Consider the following 26,012-nt stretch of genomic DNA (forward strand, 5'->3'; position numbering starts at 1 on the left):
GTGGCGGGAGGGAACCATCCGTGGCTCAATTGCAGATCGTGCGGACCCAGAATCATATCCTCGTTGTCATCGCGAAGCAGCAGACTCGCGTACCATCCTTCTTGCTATCCCGATGAACTGTCCTGAGCAAGAATTTCATGGTTTTTTCTTAAGTAAGCCAAGGCGTCGAAAATATGTCAAAGGTCAGAGTCTTTCGTACCGAGGTATTTCCGCAACAGCGATGGTCCCTGTTCGGATAAAAGTTCCTGTGCGGGTCCTTTGGCCGCGATCGTGCCATTGTCGAGAAAGACCAGGATTGACCCCATGCGCAGCGCATCGTCTGGATGATGGGTGACCATGACCACGGTCATTGCGGTTTCGCGCTGCAGGGTTTCGACGAGGTCAAGCATTTCATGGCGCAGCGCCGGGCCCAGCGACGCAAAAGCTTCGTCGAGCAGAAGTACCGGCCGCTTTCGCACCAGAGCCCGCGCAATGGCGACGCGTTGGCGCTCGCCGCCGGACAAGGCTTCAGGCTTCCTTTGCTCCTTGCCGGCGAGACCGACCTTGCGGATTGCTTCCATGATTGCGGCACGGTCGGCGTCGTCAAGGCGCAAATCCGGCCGACGGCCCAGTCCGACGTTGGCCGCGACATCGAGATGAGCAAACAGATTATTTTCCTGAAACACCATCGAGACGGGCCGCTCGGCAGGCGCGGCGTGGGTCACGTCCTTGCCCTCGATGAAAATGCGTCCAGACTTTGCCGGCTCGAAGCCGGCGATGAGGTTAAGCAGCGTCGATTTCCCCGATCCGCTCGGCCCGATGATGGTGACGATGGAGGAAGGCTCGATGACAAGGTCGAAATGCATCGCCATCTCGCCATAATCGAAATCCACCGATTCAAGGCGGATTTCGGCGCCATGCCGCGATCCTTCACTGGTGTGTTCAACCATCGCTACGCACCTCGCGTGTCTTCAGGCGGTTGGCGCCCCTGTCAGCAAGGATCATCAGGAGCAGGCACAGGCAGCCGAGTATCAGGGCGAGACCGGCCGCATCCTGAGTGCGATAGCTGCCCATGCGCTGCAACAGGAGGTAGGGCAGCGTCTGGACAGCGTCATTTCCGAAAAGCGCGATCGTTCCGAGATCGCCGAGCGAAAGCGCCATTGCGAATGCAAAGGCAATCCACAAGGGCTGCCGCAATACCGGCCAGTCGATGAGGCAAAGCCGGTTCCATCCCCTGATGCCCAGTTCCGCGCAGAGCCGGTTATGGCGGCTCGCCGCCGTATCCCAGGCCGGTCGCAGAATGCGGTATGCGAATGGAATTGCCATCGCCGCATTGACGCTGACGACCATGACCGGCGCAAGCCTGAACGGATCGACGAAATGGCGCGACAGGATGAACCACCCCGCTCCGATAACGATCGGTGGCACAACCATGATGAGGCTGGCGCCGAGGTCAAGGGCGCGTTCAAAAATGCCGGGAGTTCCGTAACGGCGGCGGTTTGCGATGTCCTCGCGTGCCGTAACGAGGACGAGCGAAATCAGCGTTGCGAGAAGGCCGGCGCCAGCGCCAAGGCCGAGGCTGGTTAGGATTGCCCGCCACACCTGCGTTTCGCCCAGCAGACGCGAAAGATCGGCAGAAAGACCGGAAACCACGGTGCCTGCCATTGGCAATCCGACGAAGAGCACGCTGACGAAAATGAGAATAGCATCCAACGACCTTGCACGGGCAGAAGGCCTATCGAAGCGGCGGGCCGTCGTGCGCAGGCTGAAACCCTCCTCCGTAGGACGGCCGGCCATGCTGAGGAGCAAAAGTACCGCGACCGTCAGGGTCAGCTGCAACAGGGTCAGCGATACGGCGCGCGCGATATCGAAGTCGAAGTGGAGCGCCTGGTAGATCGCCACCTCCAGTGTTGTCGCGCGCGGTCCGCCGCCAAGTGTCAGCACGATGGTGAAGGACGTAATGCACAGCATGAAGATCAGTCCGGCTATGCCGGCGAGATTGCGCCGTATTACCGGCCATTCGATCAGGCGAAACTGGGCCCATGCGCGCATGCCGAGTTGCGCGGAGAGTTTCCAGTAATCTTCCGGAATTGAATCGAGGCTGGCGAGAATGAAACGTGTTGCCAGCGGCAGGTTGAAGAACACGTGGGCGATCAGAATGCCAGTGAGACCGTAGATGTTCGGTATGATTTCAGAGCCGGATTGCGCAAGCAGTGCAGCGAGAAGGCCGTTGCGTCCGTAAATGCTGGTGATGCCAAGCACGGCGACAAGCGCGGGCAAAGCAAGGGGCAGGGCGAAAAGGCGCAAGATCATCGGCCGCCCCGGAAAATCAGGATTGGCATGGAGGGCCCGGGCCAGCGGGATGGCAAAGGCGATCGAGAGCAGCATTGAAAGAACGGCCTGCAACAGGGTGAAGCGTGCAACTCTCCACAAATAGCTGTCGAATGCAGCAAAGCCTTCGGTATTGCCACGCAATGCCTCGCTCAGGAGACCGAGCAAGGCTCCCCCCGCAAGGAGGGCGAGAAAGGCCAGGGCGAGTGCCCCGGCCAAAGGTTTGAGGGAGATGGTGGGCGTCAATGCGTTACAGGCTCATCGACGCAAGCCACTCGTCGATCCAGGCCTTGCGGTTCTTGGCGACTTCCTCCGGCGAGAACATCAGGGTCGTTACGGGCTTTACCAGCCTGTCGAAGGCGGGGTTCAGCGGCGCGCTGGTTTTTGCCGCCGGGAACATCCAGTTGTTTTCCGGGATGGCGTCCTGGAAGGCAGGCGAGGTCATGAAGGCAAGAAATTCCTTGGCCAGCGGGTTCTTCGCACCCGTCGTGGTCTGGCCCGCGACTTCAACCTGCAGATAGTGGCCTTCAGCGAACGACGCGGCCCTGTAGCGCTCGGTCTTCTCGGCGATCTCATGATAGGCAGGAGATGTCGTATAGGAGAGGACAAGCGGGGCTTCACCCTTGGTGAAGAGGCCGTATGCTTCCGACCAACCGGGCGTAACGGTCAAGACGCGGTCCTTGAGCTTGGCCCAAGCTTCCCCCGCCTTGTCGCCATAGACCGATTTTACCCACAGGAGCAGTCCGAGGCCCGGCGTCGAAGTACGCGGGTCCTCTATGACGATCTTCTGTTTCGGATCGCCTTCGACGAGGTCCTTGAGGCTCGCCGGAGGGTTCGTCAGCTTCTCCGTGTCATAAATAACGGCAAAGTAGCCATAGTCGAAGGGTACGAAAGTATCGTCCTTGTAGCCACCCGGAATTGCTACTGCCTTCGTATCGATGCCGTGCGGCGCGAAGAGGCCGGTCGCTGCCGCTTCATAGGTGAGGTTCGTATCAAGACCGAGTACAATGTCCGCCTTCGTTGCAGCGCCTTCGAGCTTCAACCGGTTAAGAAGGGCAACGCCGTCCGTCACGGCAACGAAGTCGACCGTGCAACCGCACTGTTTCTCGAAAGCCTCCTTAACCTTGGGGCCGGGGCCCCACTCTGCGGTGAAGCTTTCATAGGTATAGACGGTGAGCTTGCCTTCGGCGTTGGCACCCGCCGGGAAAGCGAGGGCCAGCGCACCGATCATGAGTGCAAATTTCAATAATGTCGTTAGCGGCCGCATCGGCGCCTCCTTAGCTTGGTGTTCAAAAGGATTGGTGCGCCGGCTGTGATGCCGCGTCTAATCCCTCCGCCGGTACAAACCGGATCAGGTTCCGCGGGTTGGCAGGTGTTTCACCTTTTGCCTCTCAGCCTGTCATTTCTGGCAGGCACCCCGTTAGAGCGTTGCAAAGATTAAAGAAAAACATTGGTCGGCGCAAGCCGATTGCCCGTCTTGCGTGTGGTTGCGATCGCAATGCCGGCGGCCGGTTAATCCGCGCTGATTAACCCGGATTTGTGTGAAGCCATGCGTCCCCGAATCTGCTAGATTTCTCTTCAGAACAATAAGAAGACTAAGGGGGCAGAAATGTTCGAACTCACGGATGGGGCCATGCTGGTGGTCATCGCCATCGCCACGGCAATCGGGGCTTACATATTCTACGGTATCTCGCTGGTGCAGCTTACAGGGTTTTAGCGTTCGTACGCGTGCCTTTGCCCGGCAGCTTCATGCCACGCTGAACGACGCTATGCGGCGCGAGTGCCGCATGCTATGGCCGCGTCATGAGCAAGTTTGTCATTCTTCTCGGCGGAACCGTCCACGCCAATGATCGCCTCAGGGACCTCGTCGCCGGTGCCCGCGTCCTTGCGGCCGATGGCGGCATAGCACATGCCGAAGCCCTCGGCCTCGAACCCGAGCTTTGGCTCGGCGATTTCGATTCGACGTCGCCTGAACTCGACCGGCGTTATGCGCATGTTCCCCGTTCGGTTTTCCCGGCTGCAAAGGATATGACGGACGGCGAGCTGGCGCTCAACGAGGCCTATCGGCTCGGCGCAACCGAGGTCATTCTGTGCGGGGCGTTCGGCGGTTCGCGCACAGATCACACGCTCCTGCATCTCACCATGGCGACGGCCCATGCGGCCGAAGGCCGCAAGATAATCCTCTCCAGCGGTGATGAAGAAGCGCATCCGCTGGTCGCAGGTTCCTATAGGTTCGATTTCCCCGAAGATACCCTCTTCAGTATTGTTGCATTTTCGCCATTGCACGGCCTTTTTATCGAAGGCGCGCGCTGGCCGCTGCAAAATATGGAACTTTCTTTCGGTTCATCGCTTACTGTCTCGAATTCGGTACGCGGAACTCTCCGGGTATCGCTCGATTCAGGTAAGGCAATCCTGATTGCTGCCTTGCAACCTGCGTCCGGCTTGTAAAAAAAAGCGCTAGATGCAATTGTTGCAGGACAGTATTGGGGACGCAAGCTGTTGAAATTTGGTTCTAACAACGGGAGAGGTCTTCCATGTTGAAAAGTTTGTCCACGATTGCAGTCGCCGGACTCCTGGCGTTTTCGGCCGCCGGGTGCACCACTTCTGATCAGCGCGTCGCCGGCTACGGCGTAGGCGGTGCGGCATTGGGTGCATTGGCTGGTGGCGCAATCAACGGTGGCAAGGGCGCCCTTGCAGGTGCTGCAATCGGCGGTGCCGGTGGTGCTTTGGTTGGTGCTGCCACCAACAACAATAGCAATCGTTATTGCACATACGAGAATCGTTATGGCCAGCGTTATCAGGCCCCGTGCCGATAATCGGTTATTTCTAGCATGAGAGCAGGCCGGGATTTTCCCGGCCTGTTTTTTTGGCCAGGGCGGAATAGCCGAACGACGCTACTGAACGTAGGTGAGCGTGGCGTACGCAGACCCTCCTTCGGCTTCATACAACCATGATCCTCGGTCCACGAGCCGAGAATGTCGACGAGGGCTCCGCCATAATTTGTTGGTAAGCGCGACGGAAAACTTTCTTCTGCCTTATTGGCACAGCAGGGTCCGCCGCATCTGTTTTGGACATGAAAGGATTTGTCATGAAGTTACGTCTGACCGCCATTGCGGTATCCGCGCTGCTGGCCGTCTCTGTTGCCGGTTGCGCAACGAGCGAGCAAAACGTACGTGGAGGGACGGGCGCCCTGATTGGCGGTGGCCTGGGTGCGATTGCCGGCCAGGCGCTGGGGCATGACACAAAGAGCACGGTGGTTGGCGCAGCAGGCGGTGCCTTGCTCGGTGCCGCAATCGGCACCGTAACGACGCCGCAAGGCCAGACGCAGAACCTCTGCCGCTACCAGCGGCGTGACGGCTCGATCTATACCGCGCCTTGCGAAGGCAATGGCGGCGGCGCCTATGGCGGCAGCGGATACTGATTTTCAACGCACAGTCCAATGACAGGCCGGAAAATTCCGGCCTGTTTTATTTGACAGGGGCACGTTTCTCGCCGAAAAGGCCATGCGCCCGGCCACCCCGGTCTGCCCGTACCGCTGGATTTGATTTCTTCATGGCCCCACCACTGCTTCGTCTCGACCAGATTGCGCTGACATTCGGCGGCACGCCGCTCCTGACCGATTCTGCGCTTTCCGTCAGCGAGGGTGATCGCATTGCCCTGGTTGGACGCAATGGTTCGGGTAAATCGACGCTGTTAAAAATCGCGGCTGGCTTCATTGCGCCGACCGATGGCGAGGTTTTCAAGCATCCGGGCGTGACAGTGCGCTATCTCGCGCAGGCGCCGGACATGGATGGATTTGCAAATGTCCACGACTATGTGGAAGCTGGGCTCGGACCCGCCGACGACCACTACCGCGTCGGCTATCTGCTGGAACATCTGGGGCTTACCGGCGAAGAAAAGCCAGACAATCTCTCGGGCGGCGAGGCGCGCAGGGCGGCCCTTGCCAAGGTGCTCGCGCCGCAGCCGGATATCCTGCTTCTCGACGAGCCGACGAACCATCTCGACCTGACGACGATCGAATGGCTGGAAGGCGAACTTCGCCAGATGCGCTCGGCCCTCGTGGTCATTTCGCATGACCGGCGCTTTCTCGAAAACGTCAGCCGTGCGACGGTCTGGCTCGATCGCGGCGTTACCAGACGGCTCGAACAGGGTTTCGCCGGCTTTGAGGAATGGCGCGACAAGATCCTCGAAGAAGAGGAGCGCGACCTTCACAAGCTCGGGCGCCAGATCGTGCGTGAAGAACATTGGCTGCGTTATGGCGTCACCGCACGGCGCAAGCGCAACATGCGCCGCCTTGGCGAATTGCAGACCATGCGCAGCGAATTCCGCAATCACCGGCGGGCGCAGGGAACGGCTGTCCTGAAGGCCAGCGACGCAAGGGAATCGGGCAAGCTGGTCATCGAAGCAGAGCATTTGTCCAAGGCCTACGGCGATAATGTCCTGGTCGATGATTTTTCGACCCGGATCCAGCGCGGCGATTGCGTCGGTTTCGTTGGGCCGAATGGTGCCGGCAAGACCACGCTTCTCTCCATGCTCACCGGCCAGCTCGCATCCGACAGCGGCACGCTGAAACTTGGCACCAATCTTGAAATCGCGGTGCTCGACCAGAGGCGCGACAGCCTCAATCTCGAACAGACGCTATCCGACTATCTGACGGACGGGCGCGGCGAGAACGTTATCGTCAATGGCGAGCAACGCCATGTCGCTTCCTACATGAAGGACTTCCTGTTCCAGCCGGAGCAATTGCGCACGCCGATCCGCGAACTTTCCGGCGGCGAGCGGGCGCGGCTGATGCTGGCGCGCGTTCTTGCCCGGCCCGCAAACCTTCTCGTGCTGGACGAGCCGACCAACGATCTCGACATGGAGACGCTCGATCTGCTGCAGGAACTGGTCGCGGGCTTTCCGGGAACCGTGCTGCTTGTAAGCCACGATCGCGATTTTCTCGACCGTACGGTGACGTCGGTGATCGCGCCGGAAGGCAATGGACGCTGGCTCGAATACGCCGGCGGCTACACGGACATGCTGGCGCAGCGCAAGGAAGCGCTGGCGACACGCAAGGAAATAAAGGGCGCGAAGGCGTCCGCCGCGACGAGCGAGCCAGGAAAAGCGGCGCCGGCGCGAGAGGAAAAGCGCAAGCTATCCTACAAGCAGAAATTCGCGCTCGAAACGCTGCCGGCAAAGATCGAGACGCTGCATGCGGAAATTGCCGCGCTCGAAAAGAAACTCGCCGATCCGGACCTCTTCGCCAGGAATGCCGGTCTCTTCAACAAGACCGTCGATGACATCGCTAAGAAGCGGCATAGCCTCGAAGCGCATGAGCATGAATGGCTCGAACTCGAAATGCTGCGCGAAGAGATCGAAGGCTGAAATCATTTAGTCCAAGGTAGGGGTTGCCCCCGACGCGCTCCTGCAAGAGATTGCCGGCTTTCCCACCTGTCCGGAGCCGGAACCTTGGTCGATTGGCGCGTGCTAGCCGAGCCCTTGCGCTCTATTCTTCATATCTATTGGCGACAATCGCGCTGGACGCTTCTCCTGATCGCAGCGGTAGTGGCCCTGTCGGCTGTTACATCGGTCATGGCCCCCTATTTTTTCTCGCGTTTGGTCGATCGCCTTGGCGCGGACAAACTTGCCGAGAGCTTGCTTTTGGGCTGGGTGACATATGCCGTGTTTCAGGGTTTGCAGACGGCGCTGGAGCGCGTCGTTCAAAGCCTGTCGTTCATGAATGCGCAAAACGTCAATTTCATTGCCGGGACGAGCTTTTTCGCAAGGTTGCTGCGAAAGCACGTCGCCTTCTTCATCGATCATAATCCTGCGGAGATTCAAAGCGCCCAGGCGAGCGGCCAACACGCGCTCGCCGGCGTGATACAGCTTGGGATCCTGGCAATCCTGCCAGGTTTAATCCGCATTACGCTGACCATGGTCACGCTCGGCGCAACGATCAACTGGGAAATTGCCGCGATTGTGTTCGGCTACGGTGCGTTCTTCATCGCGGCCACCTACTTTTCCAACAAATGGGAACGGCCGCATCTCGATGTAGCCATTGAAACGAGCCAGGAAAATGCGCGCTTTGTCGGCAATTCGGTCAATTCGATGGAAACGCTGCGCTATTTCGGAAGCGCGAACTGGGTAGGAGAGCGCTTTGCGGAAAATGCGCGGACGGTTCGCGCGAAGTGGCGAAAATACGTAAATATCGAAATTGGCTTCGCCTGCGTCCATGGAACGGCGCTGGCGCTTCAACTGGTAATCGCTTTCGTTATCCTGCTTCCGCGTTATCGGGCCGGCGAACTCTCGGTAGGCGATGTCGTATTGTTCAACATGCTGTTGTTGCAGCTCAATCAGCCGTTCGAAATGATCGGCTATGCCATCGACGACCTGGTGAAGTCCTATTCCGAATTCTTGCCATTCGCACGGATGTGGATGGCGCCGGAAGAGCCTGAACCCAGCACGAACAATGTGTTTACCCTCGTCAAGGGAACCCTGTGTTTCGACAAGGTCGCTTTTGGCTACCGCGAGTCCAAACGACTGAAAGACATTAGTTTTTGTGTCGAACGCGGATGGGTGACCTTCATCACCGGCGAAACCGGTGCAGGCAAATCGACCCTGTTCAAGTTGGCCCTGAAATCGCTGGAACCGCAATCTGGGCGCATCATAGCGGACGGCGTCGATCTGAAGACCATTGCGCGCTCCGACTGGTTCAAGGCGATCGGCGTCGTGCCGCAGGAAATCATGCTCCTGCACGACACGATCGAGGCGAATATCGTGCTCGGGCGGCCGCTCGACCGCGAGCTGCTTCTCAAGGCGGCCGCCAACGCTGCCATCGACGATTTCATCGCACAGCTTCCCGAGGGTTTTGCGACCGTTGTCGGGGAGCGCGGCTTGAAACTCTCAGGCGGCGAGCGCCAGCGTATCGCCATTGCCCGTGCGCTCTACGCCAATCCGAGAATGCTTCTGCTCGACGAGGCGAGTTCCGCCCTCGACGAGGGTACTGAGGCCGATATCATGCAAGGGCTGCGTCGTTTGAAGGACGAGGTAACCATCATCGCCATCACTCATCGGAAAACAGTCATTCGCCCGGAGGATCGGGTTATCCGGCTCGCCGATGGCTGCGCCTTCGTGTCGTAACGATGTGCTAGTTTGGCTTGGGCGAAAGCTTGGTCGTCAGCGTTTCGATGCGGTTCGTTACTTCCGAAAGCACGCCGGTTATTGCTGCATCGTTCTTGTCGGCGCGCATCAGGGCCTCGTCCCGGCTCTTGCGCAGGGCCTCGGCCTCGTTGTCGAGCCCCTTCACCCGCATCTGCAACTCGTTGAACTCGTCCATCACCATGATGCCGGCCATGACCGTGAGGCGCAGGTCGCCGATCTCGCCAAACGAGGATTTAAGGTGAGTGACATATTGATCGAAACGCTCCGCGAGGCCGGTCAGGTGCTGTTCCTGGCCTTCGTCGCAGGCCATGCGGTAGGCCTTGCCATCGATCGTTACGGTAACAGTGGCCATGGCGTAAGCTCCCTTCAGCCCTTCAGCGGTCCAGAACGGTGCGGATGGATTCCATCGCGGCGACAAGACGGCGCGAAACTTCCTTGTTAGCCGCCTCGAGACGCTCGGCGCGCCCCTCGGATGCATCGAGTTCCTGGGCGAGCTTGCGCCGGTCCATGTTCATGCGCTGGACTTCTTCTTCGGCCTCGGCGAAATCGCCCTCGTGCTCCAATCGCATGTCCACCGCATCCTCGAGCGCGGCCAAAGCTTTTCCCAATCGTTCAAGGACCTGTTTGAGGGTGGCCTCCGATGCCATTTTCGCTTCCCCTTATGTGTCGACCTTTTCGCGAATCGCAAAAAAGAAGAACAGCTTATGGACTGGAGTCTAGAGGTTGCATGAACGTTGCGTCAATCAATCCGCGCTGTCATGACCAAGTCATGCACCGATAATCGAATGACGCGCGGGATCACCGGCGATCAAATTTTGTCGCAAACCGTGACAAATCACCGGATTTGGCGCAATCGGACCGGCCAATAATGCCCGGTCCGGGGCTGGTTTTATTGACTCCCTGATGACACCTGCTATGTGTCGCGTGCCTTTTGGATATTGTCTGACCGGCTTCCAGAAACGGCGTCTCCTTTCCTCCACGAAAGACGGTAACTATGACCAATTCTGAAAAATCCAACCAAATGGCCAATGCAATCCGCTTCCTGTCGGCGGAGGCCGTTGAAAAGGCCAATTCGGGCCACCCCGGCCTTCCCATGGGCGCAGCCGACATTGCGACCGTCCTTTTCACCAAGTTCCTCAAGTTCGATCCGAAAGCGCCGCAATGGCCGGATCGCGACCGTTTCGTCCTCTCCGCGGGCCACGGCTCGATGTTGCTCTATTCGCTTCTCTACCTCACCGGGTACGAGGACATGACGATCGAGGAGATCAAGAATTTCCGCCAGCTCGGCTCTCGCACAGCCGGCCACCCGGAATATGGTCACGCATCGGGCATCGAGACGACGACCGGGCCGCTCGGCCAGGGTCTTGGCAATTCGGTTGGCATGGCGCTTTCCGAGCGCATCATGAACGCCCATTTCGGCAATGATCTCGTCAATCACCACACCTATGTCATCGCCGGCGACGGCTGCCTCATGGAAGGCATCAGCCAGGAGGCGATCGCACTTGCCGGTCACCTGAAGCTCAACAAGCTCGTCGTTTTCTGGGATCACAACAATATTTCCATTGATGGCCCCGTTTCGCTTGCCGACAACACCGACCAGCGCGCCCGCTTCGAAGCGTCGGGCTGGCATACGCTCGAAGTCGACGGCCACGACCAGGCGGCTATCGCCGCTGCCATCGAGGATGCGCACAAGTCCGACAAGCCGACGATGATCGCCTGCCGCACGACGATTGGCTTCGGTGCGCCGACCAAGGCCGGCACCAACAAGGTGCATGGCTCGCCCCTCGGCGCGGAAGAGCTCGCCGGCGCCAAAAAAGCGCTCGGCTGGACCGCCGAGCCCTTCGTCGTGCCCGCGGACATTCTGGAGGCATGGCGCGCTGCCGGTCAGCGTTCTTTGAAGGAGCATGCTTCCTGGAGCAACCGTCTCGCCTCCGTTGACGCCGGTATGCGCGCGGAATTCGAACGGCGCGTTGCCGGCGACCTGCCTGCCGGCTTCGAGGCCGCGATCATCGCTTACAAGAAAAAGCTTTCGGAAGAAAAGCCGAAGGTTGCCACGCGCAAGGCATCCGAGATGGCGCTTGAAGTCATCAATGGCATTGTTCCGGAGACGATCGGCGGATCCGCCGATCTGACCGGTTCCAACAATACCAAGACGACGCAGACGAAGAACATCACCCCGGAAGATTACGGCCAGCGCTATGTCCATTACGGTATCCGCGAGCACGGCATGGCGGCTGCGATGAACGGCATCGCGCTGCATGCCGGCCTTATTCCCTATTCCGGCACTTTCCTCACGTTCTCCGACTACGCGCGCGGCGCGATGCGCCTTTCCTGCGTGATGGGTATCCGCGTCATCTATGTCATGACGCATGACTCGATCGGACTTGGCGAAGACGGTCCGACGCACCAGCCGGTCGAGCACCTCGCTGCCCTGCGCGCCATCCCCAACAACTACGTATTCCGCCCGGCGGACGTCGTTGAAACCGCGGAATGCTGGGAGATCGCGCTGAAATCACGCAAGCGCCCCTCGACCCTGGCGCTCACCCGTCAGAACCTGCCGACGGTGCGTACCGAACATGTCGATGAAAACAAATGCGCCTACGGTGCCTACGAACTCGCCGCCGCAAGCGGCAAGGCCGAGGTAACAATTTTCGCAACCGGTTCCGAAGTCGAGATCGCGCTCGCAGCCCGCGACCAGCTTGAAGCCAACGGTCATCCGACCCGGGTCGTTTCCGTGCCGTGCTTTGAACTGTTTGAGGAACAGAGCGATGATTACAAGGCGAAGGTACTTGGTGATGCGCCCGTCAAGGTCGCGGTCGAAGCGGCAATCCGCATGGGATGGGATCGCTTCATCGGTCTCGACGGCATCTTCATCGGCATGACCGGTTTTGGCGCCAGCGGCCCGATCGAAGAGCTTTACAAGCATTTCGGAATCACCGCGGACGCAATTGTCGCAGCGGCCGAAGGCAAGTTGAAATAACCAGGCGATTTCCAGCATAATCCAACCAAGGGCTCCTAACCCTCAGGGAGAGACAGAAATGACAGTTCGCGTTGCAATCAACGGTTTTGGCCGCATCGGCCGCAATGTTCTTCGGGCAATCGTCGAATCCGGCCGCACCGATATTGAGGTCGTTGCCATCAATGATCTCGGTCCGGTCGAAACCAATGCCCATCTGATGCGCTATGATTCCGTTCACGGGCGCTTCCCCGGAACCGTCACGGTTTCCGGCGATACGATCGACGTCGGTCGTGGGCCCATCAAGGTGGCCGCCGTACGCAACCCGGTCGAATTGCCGTGGAAGGAACTCGGCGTCGATATCGCGCTTGAATGCACGGGTATCTTCACCGCCCGCGACAAGGCTGCCGCGCATCTCGAGGCTGGCGCCAAGCGCGTCATCGTTTCGGCTCCGGCGGAAGGCGCGGACCTGACCGTCGTTTTCGGCGTCAACGACCATAAGCTCACCAAGGAGCATATGGTCATTTCCAATGCCTCCTGCACGACGAACTGTCTTGCGCCGGTTGCCTATGTGCTCAACGAAGCGGTGGGTATCGACCATGGCTTCATGACCACGATCCACAGCTATACGGGCGACCAGCCAACGCTCGACACGATGCACAAGGACCTCTATCGCGGCCGTGCCGCAGCTTTGTCGATGATCCCGACCTCGACCGGCGCGGCCAAGGCCGTCGGCCTGGTACTGCCGGAACTTAATGGCAGGCTCGACGGCACTGCAATCCGCGTGCCGACGCCGAACGTGTCGGTTGTCGACTTCAAGTTCATTGCCAAGCGCCCGACCACGGTTGCGGAGATCAACGAAGCAATCAAGACCGCTGCCAACGGCAAGCTGAAGGGCATTCTCGGCTACACGGATTCGCCGAATGTTTCGATCGACTTCAACCACGACCCGCATTCCTCGGTCTTCCACATCGACCAGACCAAGGTCATGGACGGCACCTTCGTGCGCATCCTTTCCTGGTACGACAATGAATGGGGCTTCTCGAACCGCATGGGCGACACCGCAGTCGCATTCGGCAAGGTGATCTGATTGGTCACGCTTTGACGGTTTCAGGATGGCGGGTCGACAACACCCGCCATTTTGCTTTTGATGGTTCACCAATCTTTCTGGCCCGCAGGGCCGGGTAAATAGTCCATAGAGGGTAAGACGATGCCAGCTTTCAAAACGCTTGATGACGCCGACGTTGCAGGAAAACGCGTGCTTGTGCGCGTGGATTTGAATGTTCCTGTCGCCGATGGCGTCGTCACCGACGCAACCCGCATCGAGCGTGTCGCCCCGACCATTGTCGAACTTTCAGACAAGGGCGCGAAGGTGGTCCTGCTCGCGCATTTCGGCCGGCCAAAGGATGGTCCGACGCCCGAATTCTCGCTGAAACCCATCACCAACGCCGTCTCCAAGGTCATTGCCCGCGATGTTCAGTTCGCAGAGGATTGCATCGGCGAGAAGGCAGCGGAAGCAGTGGCGAAGCTCAACAACGGCGATGTATTGCTGCTGGAGAACACACGCTTCCACAAGGGCGAAGAAAAGAATGATGCTGCTTTCGTCAAGGCGCTTGCGGCAAATGGCGACATCTATGTTAACGATGCGTTCTCGGCAGCGCACCGCGCCCACGCCTCGACCGAAGGACTAGCCCGTGTTCTGCCCGCCCATGCCGGTCGCACCATGGAGGCGGAACTTAAGGCTCTCGAAAAGGGCCTCGGCAATCCGCAACGTCCTGTCGTCGCCATTGTCGGTGGCGCCAAGGTTTCTTCCAAGCTCGACCTTCTCGGCAATCTTGTGCAGAAGGTCGATGCGCTCGTCATCGGCGGTGGCATGGCCAATACATTCCTCGCCGCACAGGGGGTAAAGGTCGGCAAGTCGCTGTGCGAACACGATCTGGCCGCGACAGCGCGCGAAATCATGGCCAAGGCGAATGCCGCAAACTGCACGATCATCCTGCCGGTCGATGCGGTGGTGGCATGGCATTTTGAGGCAAACGCCCCGCACCGTGCCTATGGTCTCGATGCCATCCCTGAAGACGGGATGATCCTTGACGTCGGTCCGCAATCGATCGAGCGGATCAAGGGCGCCATCGATGATGCAAAGACGCTGGTGTGGAACGGCCCGCTCGGCGCCTTCGAACTGCACCCCTTCGACCAGGCGACAGTCGCTGCAGCCCGGCATGTCGCGGCACGTACGCGGGCCGGCCAGCTTGTTTCCGTCGCCGGCGGCGGCGATACGGTCGCCGCGCTCAATCATGCGGGGGTTGCCGACGATTTCAGCTATGTTTCGACAGCTGGGGGCGCCTTCCTGGAATGGATGGAAGGCAAGCCGCTTCCAGGCGTCGATGTCTTGAAGAAATAAGTGCATGAGACACCTTGCCCTCCCCGCTTGAGGGGAGGGTCAAATCCAATCGACGGGTAGAGCCAAAATCCTCGGCTTTGTCCCCGTCACTTCACAGGTCAGTTTGGGCGCAACCCGGCGTTGAGCGATTTTCCAGTTAACGAACATAAGAAATGTTATGCTGTTAAATCGGTTGAAAAAATTTCAATCGTTTCAATAGCTTGGATCGCCATTTTGTTTCCCCTAGGCTTCTGATATGCGCCAACGCATGGGAAACGGAGTAAAATAATCTATGAGCGAACGCCTGGAAGATATCGCGATTGCAATGGTTGCTGACGGCAAGGGGCTTCTTGCTGCCGATGAGAGCACCGCAACGATCAAGAAACGTTTCGACACGATCGACCTGGAATCGACTGCCGATAGCCGGCGCGACTATCGCGAGATGCTGTTCCGTTCGCAGGACGCGATGCGGAATAATATTTCCGGCGTCATTCTCTACGACGAGACCATCCGCCAGAGCGCCAAGGACGGCACGCCCTTCGTCGACATCATGAAGGCCGATGGCTGCATTCCTGGCATCAAGGTCGATGCCGGCGCAAAACCGCTTGCGGGCTATCCGGGCGAAACAATCACCGAGGGCCTCGATGGCCTGCGCGAGCGCCTTGCCGAATATTATGGCCTCGGTGCACGCTTTGCCAAATGGCGCGGCGTCATCTCGATCAGCGACACATTGCCGACATGGGGCGCCGTCAAGCAGAATGCGCAAGCGCTCGCCCGCTATGCCGCGCTGTGCCAGGAAGCCGGCATTGTGCCCATCGTCGAGCCGGAAGTGCTGATGGACGGCAAGCCCGGCACGCACTCGATCGAACGTTGCTACGAGGTAACCGAGCTCGTGTTGAAGACGGTCTTCGCCGAACTCTACGATGCCCGCGTCAAGCTTGAAGGCATGATCCTCAAGCCGAACATGGTCATCGACGGCCAGAAAGCCCGCAAGGCTTCAGTGGACGAAGTCGCAGAACAGACCGTGCGCGTTCTCAAGGCGACGGTGCCTGCCGCCGTGCCCGGTATCGCGTTTCTTTCCGGTGGTCAGAGCGACGAGGAAGCGACTGCGCATCTTTCGGCGATGAACGCGAACTTCACGACGCCGTGGAAGCTGACCTTCTCCTATGGCCGCGCGCTGCAGGCTGCGGCGCTGAGCGCCTGGAAGGGCAAGTCTGAGAATGTCGCGGCCGGCCAGCGTGCGTTTACGCACCGCGCCAAGATGAACGGTCTTGCTGCGATGGGCGGCTGGAAGAAGGACCTCGAAAAGGCCGCTTAAGCGTTTTTTATCTATAGAAGCGTATCTGATGGACCCGGGCTGGTATCAGTCCGGGTTTTTTCGTGGAGTATTCAACCGCGCATGACATCGCCGTTCCATCCCCTCCTCAGCTGGCTGCTCTACCCGGTCTACGCCTGGCAGGGCATTGGCGTGCGGCTCAGGACGGAGCGCATGGCGCCGCCTGTAGGTTTGCCTGTGGGGGAGATTGCGGGCAAGGATCCGGCCATTCGATTGCTCGTTATCGGCGATTCGTCTTCGGCTGGCGTCGGTGTAAGCGATCCATGGCAAGGGCTATGCGTCAGGCTTGCCGTGCATCTGCAGGGCCGTACGGGCCGCAAGATCATCTGGCGCGCCGCAGGGTTCAATTCGGCAACCTCGGGCCAGTTGCGCGATCATGTCGTTCCCAACCTCGAACGCGGCATGTGGACCCATATCGTTCTGACAACCGGAACCAACGATACCAAGAATTTCCACTCACTGCCTCGTTTCAAACGGGAGTTCGGCGGTCTGCTCTATGCGCTGAAGGCAAAGTGGCCGGAGGCTCATATCGTCTGGTCGAAGGTCATCGATTTTCGCGATGTGCCGGCGATGCCGAAACTTCTTGGCCGCATCCTCGAAGGGCGCGCCGATGCGATAAACAAGCTCGGCGAACGCCTTTGTCGAGAGCGCATGGCCGTCGCTGCGACGCGGCTTCCCATCGAAGGGCCGGAGGGGTTTGCTGCGGATGGCTTCCACGCCTCGGCGCTAGGCTATGACGCCTGGGCGAAGCATCTGGTGCCGTTCATCCTCAACCGCGCCGAGACCGAGAACGGGCAGGAATTGCTTTAGGGGAATCCGGGCGAAAGGCTCATGAGGGTCAAAATATCCTGCATCTTAGGACGCGGAACTGATCTAACCCGCATGCCCGATCACCACCACCAGAAACATGGCCAGCATGGCGCCAGCGGCGATCTTCCAGAAATCGCCGCGCTTTTTCATACCTGGCCAACCGAGCGGCTTGATGATGTGAAGCACCATCATCAATATCAGTGCAAAGGGCAGAATCTTGAGCATGGTGTCCGGCGGTTGGAGGCGGTCGGGTCGGTGGCGGAGTTGTGGGGGATTGACCGTAGACTGTCAATTCGACCTTTGACTCTGGCCCGCACATTGCGGATGCTGCCAAACTCGGGAGGAAATACATGACATCACGATACAAGGACGTTTATCGCGAGTGGCAAACCGATCCGCTGGCCTTCTGGGCTCATGCGGCCGTGGCGATAGACTGGTTCAAGCCCTGGGATAAGGTGTTTGACGCAGAGCAAGGCCCCTACGGGCGGTGGTATGCCGGGGCCCAGTGCAATACCTGCCATAACGCCGTCGATCGCCATGTGGGACAGGGCAGGGCCGATCAGCCCGCACTGATTTATGATAGCGCAGTCACCGGAACGCAGCGCAGGATCACCTATGCCGAGCTCCTTGACGAGGTCAATGCGCTCGCGGCCGTTCTGATCGACAAGGGCGTGGGCAAAGGCGACCGCGTTATCATCTACATGGCCATGGTCCCGGAAGCCATCGTCGCGATGCTCGCCTGCGCCCGGATAGGCGCCGTTCATTCCGTTGTTTTCGGCGGGTTTGCAGCGCATGAACTGGCGACGCGCATCGACGATGCCAAGCCGGTCATGATCATCGCGACGTCCTGCGGCCTCGAACCCGGGCGCGTGGTGGCTTACAAACCTATGCTCGACAAGGCCATAGAGCAGGCCGCGCACAAGGTCGGGACCTGCCTTATCCTCGTGCGTCCGCAGCAGCCGCACGAACTCGTTGCTGATCGCGATTTTGATTATGCCGATGCGGTGGCGGCCGCACGCGGGCGCAAGGTGCCCTGTGCGGTCGTCGAGGCAACCGATCCGCTGTATATCCTCTACACATCGGGCACGACCGGCCAGCCCAAGGGCGTCGTACGCGACAATGGCGGGCATCTCGTGGCGCTCGCCTGGTCGATGGGGGCGATCTACGATACCAAGCCCGGCGAGGTGTTTTGGGCGGCCTCCGATATCGGCTGGGCTGTCGGTCACTCCTATATCGCCTATGCACCGCTGTTCATCGGCGCCACCAGCATCATCTATGAGGGCAAGCCGGTTGGTACGCCGGATGCAGGTGCATTCTGGCGGGTCATATCGGAGCACAAGGTCAAGGTGCTGTTCACCGCGCCAACCGCATTCCGCGCCATCAAGAAGGAGGATCCGAAGGGCGAATTCATCGCCAGGTATGGTCTGTCCTCGCTGAAATATCTGTTTCTGGCTGGCGAACGCGCCGATACGGACACGATCAAATGGGCCGAGGAAAAACTCGGGGTGCCGGTCATCGATCATTGGTGGCAGACGGAAAGCGGCTGGCCGATGGCGGCTAATCCGGCGGGTCTCGGCATGTTGCCGGTCAAGTACGGATCGCCCACGGTGCCCATGCCAGGCTATGACATTCAGGTCCTCGACGATGCCGGCCACCCCGTCAAGCGCGGCGACCTCGGCAACATCGTTGTCAAGCTGCCGCTGCCGCCCTCATGCCTGCCCACGCTGTGGAACGCCGACAAGCGGTTTTGCGAAGCCTATACCAGCGAGTTTCCGGGCTATTACAAAACCGCCGATGCCGGGATCGTCGATGAGGAGGGCTATGTCTATATCATGAGCCGCACCGACGACATCATCAACGTCGCCGGGCATCGCCTTTCGACGGGGGCGATGGAAGAAGTGCTTTCAAGCCATCCGGACGTTGCCGAATGCGCGGTGATCGGCATTGCCGACCATCTCAAAGGTCAGGTGCCATGCGGCTTCATCGTCCTCAAATCCGGCGTGACGCGGGCTGAATCAGATATCGAACAGGATTGCGTGGTGCTCATTCGCGAAAGGATCGGGCCCATAGCGGCGTTCAAGCTGGCCATCACCGCCAAGCGGCTGCCGAAAACGCGATCCGGCAAGATCTTGCGCGGGACGATGCAAAAGATAGCCGATCGGGAGCCCTGGAACATGCCGGCCACGATCGACGACCCGGCGATTCTCGATGAGATCATCGTGGTCCTCGAGGCGCGCGGTATAGGCCGAAAATGATTTGAGTCCTCATGACATCCTCCTGACAGAAGGTTGTCAGGAGGGGTGTGCGATAGTGTCTCCGTGATGACAAGGAGACAGGGTTATGACTTACGTAGATTTTGGCATTGTTCAGACAGTAAGGCGTCTGTTGACTGACTTCGCAGCGTATCGCGAGGAACTGCGCACGGAGCGCCATCTCAATTCGCTTCCCGAGCATGTGCTTAAGGATATCGGCTGGCCGGATGCTTGTGCAGAGCGTCTTGCACGTCGTGGCGCAATGAGGAATGCAGACGTCGGCACCGACAGTGCCGGCGTCGACCTTCCCCTGCGGCATATCGATTGGACAAGAGCATTCCAGCCCAAAAAGACAAGCAAATCCCGGCGTTTCGGGCTAGAATATTGATTTTTCAGAGCGGCAATGGGAGTGGCGGCATGGAACCGAAGAAGCTGATCGGAATGGTGTTCATAGACAAGTTTGCCGATTGGGAATTCGGTCTGCTTTCCGGCTCCGCTACTGAATGGTTCGGCGGGCGCATCGTCGCCCTGTCGCCGTCGCAAGGTCCGCTCCGCTCGATCGGTGGACTTAAGCTCATTCCGGATCGGGGTGTTGCGCCGGACGAAAATGCCGACCTAGATGGTCTCGCCATCATCGGCTCGGACCTGTGGCCCGAGGAAGACGCTCCTGACATTTCGCCCCTGTTGAATGCGACTTTGTCACGGGGCGCCATCGTCGGGGCCATCTGCGGCGGGACGCTGGCGCTCGCCCGCGCGGGCCTGTTCGAAGGCCGACGCCATACCAGTAACGGCGCTGGATGGCTGCAGTCAAAGATCGGCGATTACAAGGGCGCGGAGCTCTACCAGGATGTTCCGCACGCAATCCGCGATGGTCATATCGTCAGCGCATCCGGAGCGGCACCGGGCACCTTTGCCACAAGTTTTCTTGAAGCGCTGTTGCCGGAGCAGGCAGGCCAGGTGGCCGAGATGCGTGCGTTCATCGCACAGGAATACCAGACGGCCTGACATTGGCCGAGTGAGGACGCGTAATATGAAGACGTGGACTGAAAAGCTGAATTCCGAGGATCGGCACGAGGTCAAGCCTGCGCCGATCAGTATTGCCGGCATGAAGGCCGGTGAGATCATGCTCGTGCCAACGGTGCTGGAGATCGATGAGTTCATTCGCGGTCTTCCCGAAGGCGCCGAGATGGATGTGAAGTCCATGCGCCGGGCGATGGCGAAGGCGCATGGTGCGGAGGTTACCTGTCCGATTACCACCGGGTTTCACCTGCGGACGGTGGCGGAAGCTGCCTATGAGGCATATCAGCGAACAGGCGATGTCAAGGCAGTCACGCCGTTCTGGCGTGTCGTCAACATCAAGACGCCGACGATTGCGAAGCTTTCCTTTGGACCGGCGTTTGTCCTCGAACAGCGCCGGCGGGAAGGATTGAGCGATGCGTAGGGCGGACCGGCTATTCCAGATCGTGCAGAAACTACGTGGTGGCAGGCTCGTGACAGCGCGCCAGCTGGCTGAGAAACTCGAAGTGTCGGAGCGCACGATCTATCGCGATATTTCCGATTTGCAATCGACAGGCGTTCCGATCGATGGCGAAGCGGGCGTCGGTTACATTCTGCGTGAAGGCTTCGACCTGCCGCCCCTGATGTTCACGCGCGACGAGGTGGTCGCGCTCGTCGCCGGTGCACGGCTCATTACCGCCTGGGGCGGGGCCTCCATGGCACGTGCTGCCGAGGAAGCCATCATCAAGATCGGTGCTGTACTGCCCAAGGAAGAACGCCCGCGGATCGCCAACACGCATATCCATGCTTCCGGAACGAGCATTACCGAGAACGACCGGTCGCTGATCGATCTTGCGGAAAACGCCGCCGAGCAATGCCGGGTCCTTTCGATCACCTATACGGACCTCGAAGGCAAGGAAAGCATGCGGGACATCCGGCCGCTGGGGCTGTGGTTCTGGGGCAAGGTGTGGACGCTGATCAGCTGGTGCGAATTGCGCAATGATTTTCGCACGTTCCGCATCGACCGCATTGCCAAGGTCGAGAAGATCGACCGCATTTTTCGGCAGGAGCGCGGCAAGACCCTTGCCGATTTCTATCGCCGGGTCGAACTCAGCGAGACGCCGGAGACGCGCGCGAAGGCATCTTAAAAGCTGGCAGGGTATGCCGAATCATGCCGCGAACTGGGTAAGGTCTCGGTTCAAATCCGTCACGATTTTTCCCGAAAAAAAAGCTCCGCGGACGGAGCTTTTTTTATTCCTTAAGTCCCGTCAAACGACGAGGCAGAGGAGCCTATTCCTCGTCTTCGTCCTGATTGCGGCCCTTAAGGGACGACAGCTTGGCGAAGACCTTGTCGGCGTCGAGCTCTTCGTCCTCGTCGCGAACCTGCGGCTGTACGTCGAGGTTCTCGGTTGCCGAAGCCGGCAACAACGTATCGCCGCTCTCGACCGGCTGGGCGGGACGGCCGCGCGACGAGCGCTCGACCTCGATGTCGAGATCGATCTGCGAGCAAAGGCCCAGCGTCACCGGGTCCATCGGCTGCAGGTTGTTGGAGTTCCAGTGGGTGCGGTTGCGGATCTGCTCGATCGTCGATTTTGTCGTGCCGATGAGGCGCGAAATCTGTGCGTCCTTCAACTCCGGATGATTGCGGACAAGCCAGAGAATGGCATTTGGGCGATCCTGACGCTTGGAAAGCGGCGTATAGCGCGGGCCCTTGCGCTTGGTCTCGGGAACACGGACCTTCGGATCGGAAATCTTGAGCTTGTGATTGACGTCGGCCTCGCCACGCGCAATTTCCTCGCGCGAAAGCTGGCCAGTGATCAGCGGGTCCAGGCCCTTGATGCCCTGCGCGGACTCGCCATCGGCGATCGCCTTCACTTCGAGCGGATGCAACTTGCAGAAAGCGGCGATCTGTTCGAAAGAAAGGGCGGTATTGTCGACAAGCCAGACGGCCGTTGCCTTTGGCATAAGAAGCTGGGTGGCCATAGATATAATCCTCTCGTTCGTCCGCTCCGGTGGCGCGGGACGTGGGTTCAACCACAATTTCCGGGAATTCGAGGCGCTATATACCTTCATTTTAACCGATGAGCAAGAATCGGATTCAGCCGCATGAATCCGCTCTGGAGCCGTTTCATCGAACTGTCATCAAAGTGTCATCGCAGTGCAATGCATCTACGCCATCGATCTCCGCAATCACAATCGGAGGTCTACTAATGTCTAACAGGAACACGCTCTACCTCGGGCTTGGCGCGGCACTTCTTGCATCCGTTGCCATGCCTGCATCTGCCGACCCCATTTTCAACCGGATCGCCAGCTTTGCCGTAGCCGATAATCTGCCGAAGGACGCTGACAAGTCGAAGCCGACTTCTTCCGAGATCATCACCGTTTCCGGTGATGGCAAGACATTGATCTATTCGGATAGCCCTTACGGTTCGATCGGCTTCATCGATATCACCGATCCGGCAAAGCCGCAGGCAGGCGGCATCATCAAGGTAGAGGGTGAGCCGACCTCGGTTGCAGCGCTCGGCGATACGGTCTTTGCCGCGGTCAATACGTCCAAGGACAGGGCCAACCCCTCGGGCCGCCTCGACATCATCGATATCGCGTCACGCAAGGTCGTCTCCAGCTGCGATCTCGGCGGCCAGCCTGACTCGGTTGCGATCTCACCGGACCAGACCTTCGCTGCCATCGTCATCGAAAACGAACGTGACGAAGAGATCAATGAAGGCGCGCTGCCGCAGATGCCATCCGGAAATCTCAAGGTTCTGGCGCTGAAGGACGGCGCGGCGGACTGCGCCGGCATGAAGACTGTTGAACTGACCGGGCTCTCCGAAATCGCACCGCAGGATGCCGAACCCGAGTTCGTCTCGATCAACAAGGACAATTTGATCGCCGTTACGCTGCAGGAAAACAACCATATCGCCATTGTCGATGCGGCAACCGGCAAGATCGTCAACCATTTCTCCGCCGGCACCGTCGATCTCGACAAGATCGACGTGAAGAATGACGGCGCACTCAAATTCGACGGCAGCATGAAGGGCGTGCTGCGCGAGCCCGACACCGTCAAATGGCTGGACAATGACCGCTTTGTCATCGCCAATGAAGGCGATTACAAGGGCGGCTCCCGCAGCTTCAGTATCTTCTCGAAGGACGGCAAGCTGCTTTATGAATCCGGCCCCTCGCTCGAATGGAAGATGGCGGAAGCTGGGCACTACCCCGACAAGCGTAACAAGAAGGGCGTCGAGCTCGAAGGCGCTGAAGTGGGCAAGTTCGGCGACACCAATTATCTTTTCGTCGCCAGCGAGCGCGCTTCGCTCGTCGGCGTCTACAAGGATAATGGTGCGGAGCCGCAATTCGTGCAGCTGCTCCCCTCGGGCATTGGACCTGAAGGCGTTCTGGCCATTCCCTCGCGCAACCTTCTGGTTACAGCCAACGAGAGCGATCTCGTCGAAGATGGCGGCGCGCGCTCACACGTCATGATCTATGAACTCAAGGAACAGCAGCCTAATTATCCGCAGATCGTATCGACCACGAAGGATGACGGCACGCCGCTCGGCTGGGGCGCTCTATCCGGCCTCGTCGGCGATCTGAAAGAGCCCGGCAAGCTCTACGCTGTCTCCGACTCGTTCTACTACGCTTCCCCCTCGATCTTCACCATCGATGCCAAACAGGCGCCGGCGAAAATCACCGAGGCGCTCACTGTCAAGCGCGGCGGACAGGCGGCGCAGAAGCTCGATATCGAAGGCATCACCACGGACGGTCAGGGTGGCTTCTGGCTCGCCAACGAAGGCGACCAGGCAAAGCTCGTCCCGCATGCGATCCTCAACGTGAACGACAAGGGCGAGATCAAGAAGGAAATCGCCCTTCCGGAAGAACTGCTTCCGAACCAGACGCGTTTTGGCCTTGAAGGCATAACCCGCGTTGGTGAAGGCGATGATGCGGTTCTGTGGATGGCGATTCAGCGCGAGTGGAAGGATGACGAGAAGGGTTTCGTCAAGCTCCTTGCCTATAACGTCAAGGACAAGAGCTGGAGCGCGGTCTCCTATCCGCTCGACAAGACGGAAAATGGCTGGGTCGGCCTCTCGGAGATCACCGCCCATGACGGTCAGCTCTATATCATCGAGCGTGACAACCAGATCGGCCAGAAGGCCGCGGTGAAGCGGCTCTATCGCATCGCGCTCGACGATTTGAAGCCGGCCAAGATCGGCGACAAGCTTCCGGTCGTGACCAAGGTGCTTGCCCACGACTTCATGGACGATCTGAAAGCTTCGAATGGTTATGTCGTCGAGAAGCTTGAAGGTTTCACCATCGATTCCGATGGCAACGGCTATGCCGTTACCGACAATGACGGTGTCGATGGCTCCTCCGGCGAAACCCTGTTTTTCAGCGTCGGCAAGGTGCAGGCGACCAACTGATAACGGGTAGCGATAGACCGGGCCGCAGCCTTACACCTGCGGCCCTATCGCGTTTCTATGTAAACAATAAGAGTTCGTCGTTTAACCGACGTCGAGCACGATCTTGCCGATGTGATGGCCGTCTTCCATGCGCTCATGCGCCCGCCAAGCCTCGTGCAGCGGATAGACCATGTCGATCACCGGCGCAACGCGGCGCTCGACCAGCAGCGGCCAGACCTTGGTCTCAAGCGCCCTTGCGATACCCGCCTTGAACTCCACGGGCCTGTTGCGCAAGGTTGATCCTGTATGCGTGAGACGTTTCACCATCAGTTTGGAAATGTCGCTCGTCGCCTTGGCACCGTGCAGAAAGGCGATTTGCACAATCCGCCCGTCAAGCGCGGCGGCTTCGTAGTTGCGCTCGATGTAATCACCGCCGACCATATCGAGGATGAGATTTGCACCCTTGCCCTCGGTCGCATCCTTGACCGCCTTGACGAAATCTTCCTCGCGATAGTTGATGGCATGGCTGGCGGCGAGCTTGAGGCAGGCCTCGCGCTTCTCCTGCGAGCCGACAGTGGTCATGACCGAGGCGCCGAACGCGTGTGCGAGCTGAATGGCTGTCGTGCCGATGCCGGAGGAGCCGCCATGCACGAGGAACGTTTCGCCTTCCTTCAGCGCGCCGCGTTGGAACACATTGTGCCAGACCGTGAAGTACGTCTCCGGAATGGCGGCCGCCTCGATATAGCCGTAGCCGGCCGGGATCGGCAGCGCGTTGGTTTCGTGCACGCTGCAAAACTCGGCGTAACCGCCGCCGGCAACGAGCGCGGTCACCCGTTCCCCTATTCGAAAGCGGGTAACATTTGCGCCCACAGCGACGATATCTCCGGCAATCTCAAGCCCCGGAATATCGGAAGCGCCGGCCGGAGGCGGGTAGTGACCCTGCCTTTGCAACACGTCCGGACGGTTCACGCCTGCGGCCTTGACCTCGATCAACAACTCGCCCGGACCTGGCTCGGGGACGCCGCGTTTTCCTGCCTTCAGCACCAACGGCCCCCCTGGCTGGGTGATCTCGATTGCCGTCATGGTTGTCGGAATTTTTTCGGCCATGGAGCTGTTCCCTTCGATCGATTCGCCAGAATGATTTGCAATTCCAAGTGGTTGGGCTGTATCTTCGTATATTAGAGCTTATCTTGGAGGAAATGATGTCAGTTTTCGACGAAGAGCCAAGACGCAAGGTCGTTCATGATATAGGGCAGGATTTGTCGCTGCTGTCGGTTTCCGAACTTGACGAGCGGATAGCCCTGCTGCGGACTGAAATCACACGCCTTGAAGAAGAACGTTCCCGCAAGGGCAACAGCAAGGTCGCGGCCGAAGCGCTCTTCCGCTAAGTTTTGATAGTCTCCGGGGTAACGAAACAGGGATGCCATGAAGTTAC

The 26,012-nt window shown here is 59.2% G+C and carries 25 protein-coding genes and 1 riboswitch; of the genes, 17 read left to right on the plus strand and 8 right to left on the minus strand.

Annotated features, from left to right (window positions below):
- Nucleotides 1-176 precede the first annotated feature (176 nt).
- From thiQ to thiB, 3 genes are read right to left on the minus strand one after another with little or no spacing between them, the layout of a single operon-like run.
- Nucleotides 177-929, minus strand: coding sequence for a thiamine ABC transporter ATP-binding protein (gene thiQ / locus BR48_RS0109895; RefSeq protein WP_051614732.1), 753 nt, complete (start codon nt 927-929; stop codon nt 177-179).
- Entirely contained in the window at nt 922-2,556 is a 1,635-nt protein-coding gene (gene thiP / locus BR48_RS0109900; protein WP_027231162.1) for a thiamine/thiamine pyrophosphate ABC transporter permease, read from the minus strand. Before thiP ends, thiQ begins: the two co-directional genes overlap by 8 nt.
- Nucleotides 2,557-2,560: 4 nt before the next feature.
- On the minus strand, nt 2,561-3,577 hold the full coding sequence (thiB, locus tag BR48_RS0109905; RefSeq protein ID WP_027231163.1) for a thiamine ABC transporter substrate binding subunit: 1,017 nt from the start codon (nt 3,575-3,577) through the stop codon (nt 2,561-2,563).
- Nucleotides 3,578-3,621: 44 nt separating this feature from the next.
- Nucleotides 3,622-3,740, minus strand: a riboswitch (TPP riboswitch).
- 373 nt (nt 3,741-4,113) lie between these two features.
- On the opposite strand from thiB, the gene BR48_RS0109915 reads away from it, so the two are divergent.
- The 5 genes from BR48_RS0109915 (at nt 4,114) to BR48_RS0109935 (ending at nt 9,432) form a co-directional block, all read left to right on the plus strand.
- Nucleotides 4,114-4,758 carry a thiamine diphosphokinase gene (locus BR48_RS0109915; RefSeq protein WP_027231164.1) on the plus strand — a complete coding sequence of 215 codons (645 nt, stop codon included), beginning with the start codon at nt 4,114-4,116 and terminating at the stop codon, nt 4,756-4,758.
- An 86-nt stretch (nt 4,759-4,844) separates the two neighbouring features.
- Nucleotides 4,845-5,126 (plus strand): hypothetical protein, encoded by a 282-nt coding sequence (locus tag BR48_RS0109920; protein ID WP_027231165.1) that lies wholly within the window; start codon nt 4,845-4,847, stop codon nt 5,124-5,126.
- Between the two features lie 272 nt (nt 5,127-5,398).
- Nucleotides 5,399-5,731: a glycine zipper 2TM domain-containing protein gene (locus BR48_RS24235; protein ID WP_091921023.1), complete on the plus strand. Its 333-nt coding sequence runs from the start codon at nt 5,399-5,401 to the stop codon at nt 5,729-5,731.
- Between the two features lie 131 nt (nt 5,732-5,862).
- Nucleotides 5,863-7,677 carry an ATP-binding cassette domain-containing protein gene (locus BR48_RS0109930; RefSeq protein ID WP_027231166.1) on the plus strand — a complete coding sequence of 605 codons (1,815 nt, stop codon included), beginning with the start codon at nt 5,863-5,865 and terminating at the stop codon, nt 7,675-7,677.
- Between the two features lie 84 nt (nt 7,678-7,761).
- Entirely contained in the window at nt 7,762-9,432 is a 1,671-nt protein-coding gene (locus BR48_RS0109935) for an ABC transporter ATP-binding protein (protein WP_027231167.1), read from the plus strand.
- A gap of 7 nt (nt 9,433-9,439) precedes the next feature.
- Here BR48_RS0109935 and BR48_RS0109940 read toward each other — a convergent pair whose 3' ends face one another.
- Nucleotides 9,440-9,805, minus strand: coding sequence for a cell division protein ZapA (locus BR48_RS0109940; RefSeq protein ID WP_027231168.1), 366 nt, complete (start codon nt 9,803-9,805; stop codon nt 9,440-9,442).
- A gap of 22 nt (nt 9,806-9,827) precedes the next feature.
- Entirely contained in the window at nt 9,828-10,100 is a 273-nt protein-coding gene (locus BR48_RS0109945) for a DUF4164 domain-containing protein (protein WP_027231169.1), read from the minus strand.
- A gap of 347 nt (nt 10,101-10,447) precedes the next feature.
- Here BR48_RS0109945 and tkt point away from each other — a divergent pair, with 347 nt between their 5' ends.
- The 5 genes from tkt to BR48_RS0109970 all read left to right on the plus strand — a co-directional run bounded on the left by tkt (nt 10,448) and on the right by BR48_RS0109970 (nt 16,938).
- Nucleotides 10,448-12,433, plus strand: coding sequence for a transketolase (tkt, locus tag BR48_RS0109950; protein WP_027231170.1), 1,986 nt, complete (start codon nt 10,448-10,450; stop codon nt 12,431-12,433).
- Between the two features lie 58 nt (nt 12,434-12,491).
- Nucleotides 12,492-13,499 carry a type I glyceraldehyde-3-phosphate dehydrogenase gene (gene gap, locus BR48_RS0109955; RefSeq protein ID WP_027231171.1) on the plus strand — a complete coding sequence of 336 codons (1,008 nt, stop codon included), beginning with the start codon at nt 12,492-12,494 and terminating at the stop codon, nt 13,497-13,499.
- Between the two features lie 120 nt (nt 13,500-13,619).
- The gene (locus tag BR48_RS0109960) at nt 13,620-14,813 is read left to right on the plus strand and encodes a phosphoglycerate kinase (RefSeq protein WP_027231172.1); all 1,194 of its coding nucleotides are present in this window, start codon (nt 13,620-13,622) and stop codon (nt 14,811-14,813) included.
- Nucleotides 14,814-15,084: 271 nt separating this feature from the next.
- Entirely contained in the window at nt 15,085-16,110 is a 1,026-nt protein-coding gene (locus BR48_RS0109965) for a class I fructose-bisphosphate aldolase (protein ID WP_027231173.1), read from the plus strand.
- 81 nt (nt 16,111-16,191) lie between these two features.
- A complete protein-coding gene (locus BR48_RS0109970; RefSeq protein ID WP_027231174.1) occupies nt 16,192-16,938 on the plus strand; it encodes an SGNH/GDSL hydrolase family protein in 747 nt (248 codons plus the stop codon).
- A gap of 63 nt (nt 16,939-17,001) precedes the next feature.
- Here BR48_RS0109970 and BR48_RS26440 read toward each other — a convergent pair whose 3' ends face one another.
- Entirely contained in the window at nt 17,002-17,163 is a 162-nt protein-coding gene (locus tag BR48_RS26440) for a hypothetical protein (RefSeq protein ID WP_172982571.1), read from the minus strand.
- 125 nt (nt 17,164-17,288) lie between these two features.
- Between BR48_RS26440 and BR48_RS0109980 the strand changes: the two genes are divergently transcribed.
- The 5 genes from BR48_RS0109980 (at nt 17,289) to BR48_RS0110000 (ending at nt 21,334) form a co-directional block, all read left to right on the plus strand.
- Nucleotides 17,289-19,193, plus strand: coding sequence for a propionyl-CoA synthetase (locus BR48_RS0109980; RefSeq protein WP_027231175.1), 1,905 nt, complete (start codon nt 17,289-17,291; stop codon nt 19,191-19,193).
- A gap of 85 nt (nt 19,194-19,278) precedes the next feature.
- Complete coding sequence (locus tag BR48_RS26625) at nt 19,279-19,578, plus strand: DUF1127 domain-containing protein (protein WP_036813645.1); 300 nt, start codon at nt 19,279-19,281, stop codon at nt 19,576-19,578.
- Nucleotides 19,579-19,607: 29 nt separating this feature from the next.
- Nucleotides 19,608-20,195: a DJ-1/PfpI family protein gene (locus BR48_RS0109990; protein ID WP_027231176.1), complete on the plus strand. Its 588-nt coding sequence runs from the start codon at nt 19,608-19,610 to the stop codon at nt 20,193-20,195.
- Between the two features lie 25 nt (nt 20,196-20,220).
- Nucleotides 20,221-20,631, plus strand: coding sequence for a hypothetical protein (locus tag BR48_RS0109995; protein WP_027231177.1), 411 nt, complete (start codon nt 20,221-20,223; stop codon nt 20,629-20,631).
- Nucleotides 20,624-21,334 carry a YafY family protein gene (locus tag BR48_RS0110000; protein ID WP_027231178.1) on the plus strand — a complete coding sequence of 237 codons (711 nt, stop codon included), beginning with the start codon at nt 20,624-20,626 and terminating at the stop codon, nt 21,332-21,334. The genes BR48_RS0109995 and BR48_RS0110000 overlap by 8 nt, the downstream gene beginning before the upstream one ends.
- Nucleotides 21,335-21,476: 142 nt before the next feature.
- Here the strand turns inward: BR48_RS0110000 and BR48_RS0110005 are convergent, their stop codons facing one another.
- Complete coding sequence (locus tag BR48_RS0110005; protein WP_027231179.1) at nt 21,477-22,169, minus strand: DUF1013 domain-containing protein; 693 nt, start codon at nt 22,167-22,169, stop codon at nt 21,477-21,479.
- Nucleotides 22,170-22,396: 227 nt separating this feature from the next.
- Between BR48_RS0110005 and BR48_RS0110010 the strand changes: the two genes are divergently transcribed.
- Nucleotides 22,397-24,598: an esterase-like activity of phytase family protein gene (locus BR48_RS0110010; protein WP_027231180.1), complete on the plus strand. Its 2,202-nt coding sequence runs from the start codon at nt 22,397-22,399 to the stop codon at nt 24,596-24,598.
- An 81-nt stretch (nt 24,599-24,679) separates the two neighbouring features.
- On the opposite strand, the gene BR48_RS0110015 is transcribed toward BR48_RS0110010, so the two are convergent.
- The gene (locus tag BR48_RS0110015) at nt 24,680-25,684 is read right to left on the minus strand and encodes an NAD(P)H-quinone oxidoreductase (protein ID WP_027231181.1); all 1,005 of its coding nucleotides are present in this window, start codon (nt 25,682-25,684) and stop codon (nt 24,680-24,682) included.
- A gap of 95 nt (nt 25,685-25,779) precedes the next feature.
- On the opposite strand from BR48_RS0110015, the gene BR48_RS0110020 reads away from it, so the two are divergent.
- Entirely contained in the window at nt 25,780-25,965 is a 186-nt protein-coding gene (locus tag BR48_RS0110020) for a DUF1192 domain-containing protein (RefSeq protein ID WP_027231182.1), read from the plus strand.
- Nucleotides 25,966-26,012 lie beyond the last annotated feature (47 nt).

This window comes from Phyllobacterium sp. UNC302MFCol5.2, assembly GCF_000686005.1.
Taxonomy (GTDB): Bacteria; Pseudomonadota; Alphaproteobacteria; order Rhizobiales; family Rhizobiaceae; genus Phyllobacterium; species Phyllobacterium pellucidum.

Bases quoted from the DNA above. Each gene is read 5' to 3' on its own strand.
- thiQ (WP_051614732.1), bottom strand. From the start codon at position 929: ATGGTTGAACACACCAGTGAAGGATCGCGGCATGGCGCCGAAATCCGC.
- thiB (WP_027231163.1), bottom strand. From the start codon at position 3,577: ATGCGGCCGCTAACGACATTATTGAAATTTGCACTCATGATCGGTGCG.
- BR48_RS0109915 (WP_027231164.1), top strand. From the start codon at position 4,114: ATGAGCAAGTTTGTCATTCTTCTCGGCGGAACCGTCCACGCCAATGAT.
- BR48_RS0109920 (WP_027231165.1), top strand. From the start codon at position 4,845: ATGTTGAAAAGTTTGTCCACGATTGCAGTCGCCGGACTCCTGGCGTTT.
- BR48_RS24235 (WP_091921023.1), top strand. From the start codon at position 5,399: ATGAAGTTACGTCTGACCGCCATTGCGGTATCCGCGCTGCTGGCCGTC.
- BR48_RS0109930 (WP_027231166.1), top strand. From the start codon at position 5,863: ATGGCCCCACCACTGCTTCGTCTCGACCAGATTGCGCTGACATTCGGC.
- BR48_RS0109940 (WP_027231168.1), bottom strand. From the start codon at position 9,805: ATGGCCACTGTTACCGTAACGATCGATGGCAAGGCCTACCGCATGGCC.
- BR48_RS0109945 (WP_027231169.1), bottom strand. From the start codon at position 10,100: ATGGCATCGGAGGCCACCCTCAAACAGGTCCTTGAACGATTGGGAAAA.
- tkt (WP_027231170.1), top strand. From the start codon at position 10,448: ATGACCAATTCTGAAAAATCCAACCAAATGGCCAATGCAATCCGCTTC.
- gap (WP_027231171.1), top strand. From the start codon at position 12,492: ATGACAGTTCGCGTTGCAATCAACGGTTTTGGCCGCATCGGCCGCAAT.
- BR48_RS0109960 (WP_027231172.1), top strand. From the start codon at position 13,620: ATGCCAGCTTTCAAAACGCTTGATGACGCCGACGTTGCAGGAAAACGC.
- BR48_RS0109965 (WP_027231173.1), top strand. From the start codon at position 15,085: ATGAGCGAACGCCTGGAAGATATCGCGATTGCAATGGTTGCTGACGGC.
- BR48_RS0109970 (WP_027231174.1), top strand. From the start codon at position 16,192: ATGACATCGCCGTTCCATCCCCTCCTCAGCTGGCTGCTCTACCCGGTC.
- BR48_RS26440 (WP_172982571.1), bottom strand. From the start codon at position 17,163: ATGCTCAAGATTCTGCCCTTTGCACTGATATTGATGATGGTGCTTCAC.
- BR48_RS0109980 (WP_027231175.1), top strand. From the start codon at position 17,289: ATGACATCACGATACAAGGACGTTTATCGCGAGTGGCAAACCGATCCG.
- BR48_RS26625 (WP_036813645.1), top strand. From the start codon at position 19,279: ATGACTTACGTAGATTTTGGCATTGTTCAGACAGTAAGGCGTCTGTTG.
- BR48_RS0109990 (WP_027231176.1), top strand. From the start codon at position 19,608: ATGGAACCGAAGAAGCTGATCGGAATGGTGTTCATAGACAAGTTTGCC.
- BR48_RS0109995 (WP_027231177.1), top strand. From the start codon at position 20,221: ATGAAGACGTGGACTGAAAAGCTGAATTCCGAGGATCGGCACGAGGTC.
- BR48_RS0110000 (WP_027231178.1), top strand. From the start codon at position 20,624: ATGCGTAGGGCGGACCGGCTATTCCAGATCGTGCAGAAACTACGTGGT.
- BR48_RS0110005 (WP_027231179.1), bottom strand. From the start codon at position 22,169: ATGGCCACCCAGCTTCTTATGCCAAAGGCAACGGCCGTCTGGCTTGTC.
- BR48_RS0110010 (WP_027231180.1), top strand. From the start codon at position 22,397: ATGTCTAACAGGAACACGCTCTACCTCGGGCTTGGCGCGGCACTTCTT.
- BR48_RS0110015 (WP_027231181.1), bottom strand. From the start codon at position 25,684: ATGGCCGAAAAAATTCCGACAACCATGACGGCAATCGAGATCACCCAG.
- BR48_RS0110020 (WP_027231182.1), top strand. From the start codon at position 25,780: ATGTCAGTTTTCGACGAAGAGCCAAGACGCAAGGTCGTTCATGATATA.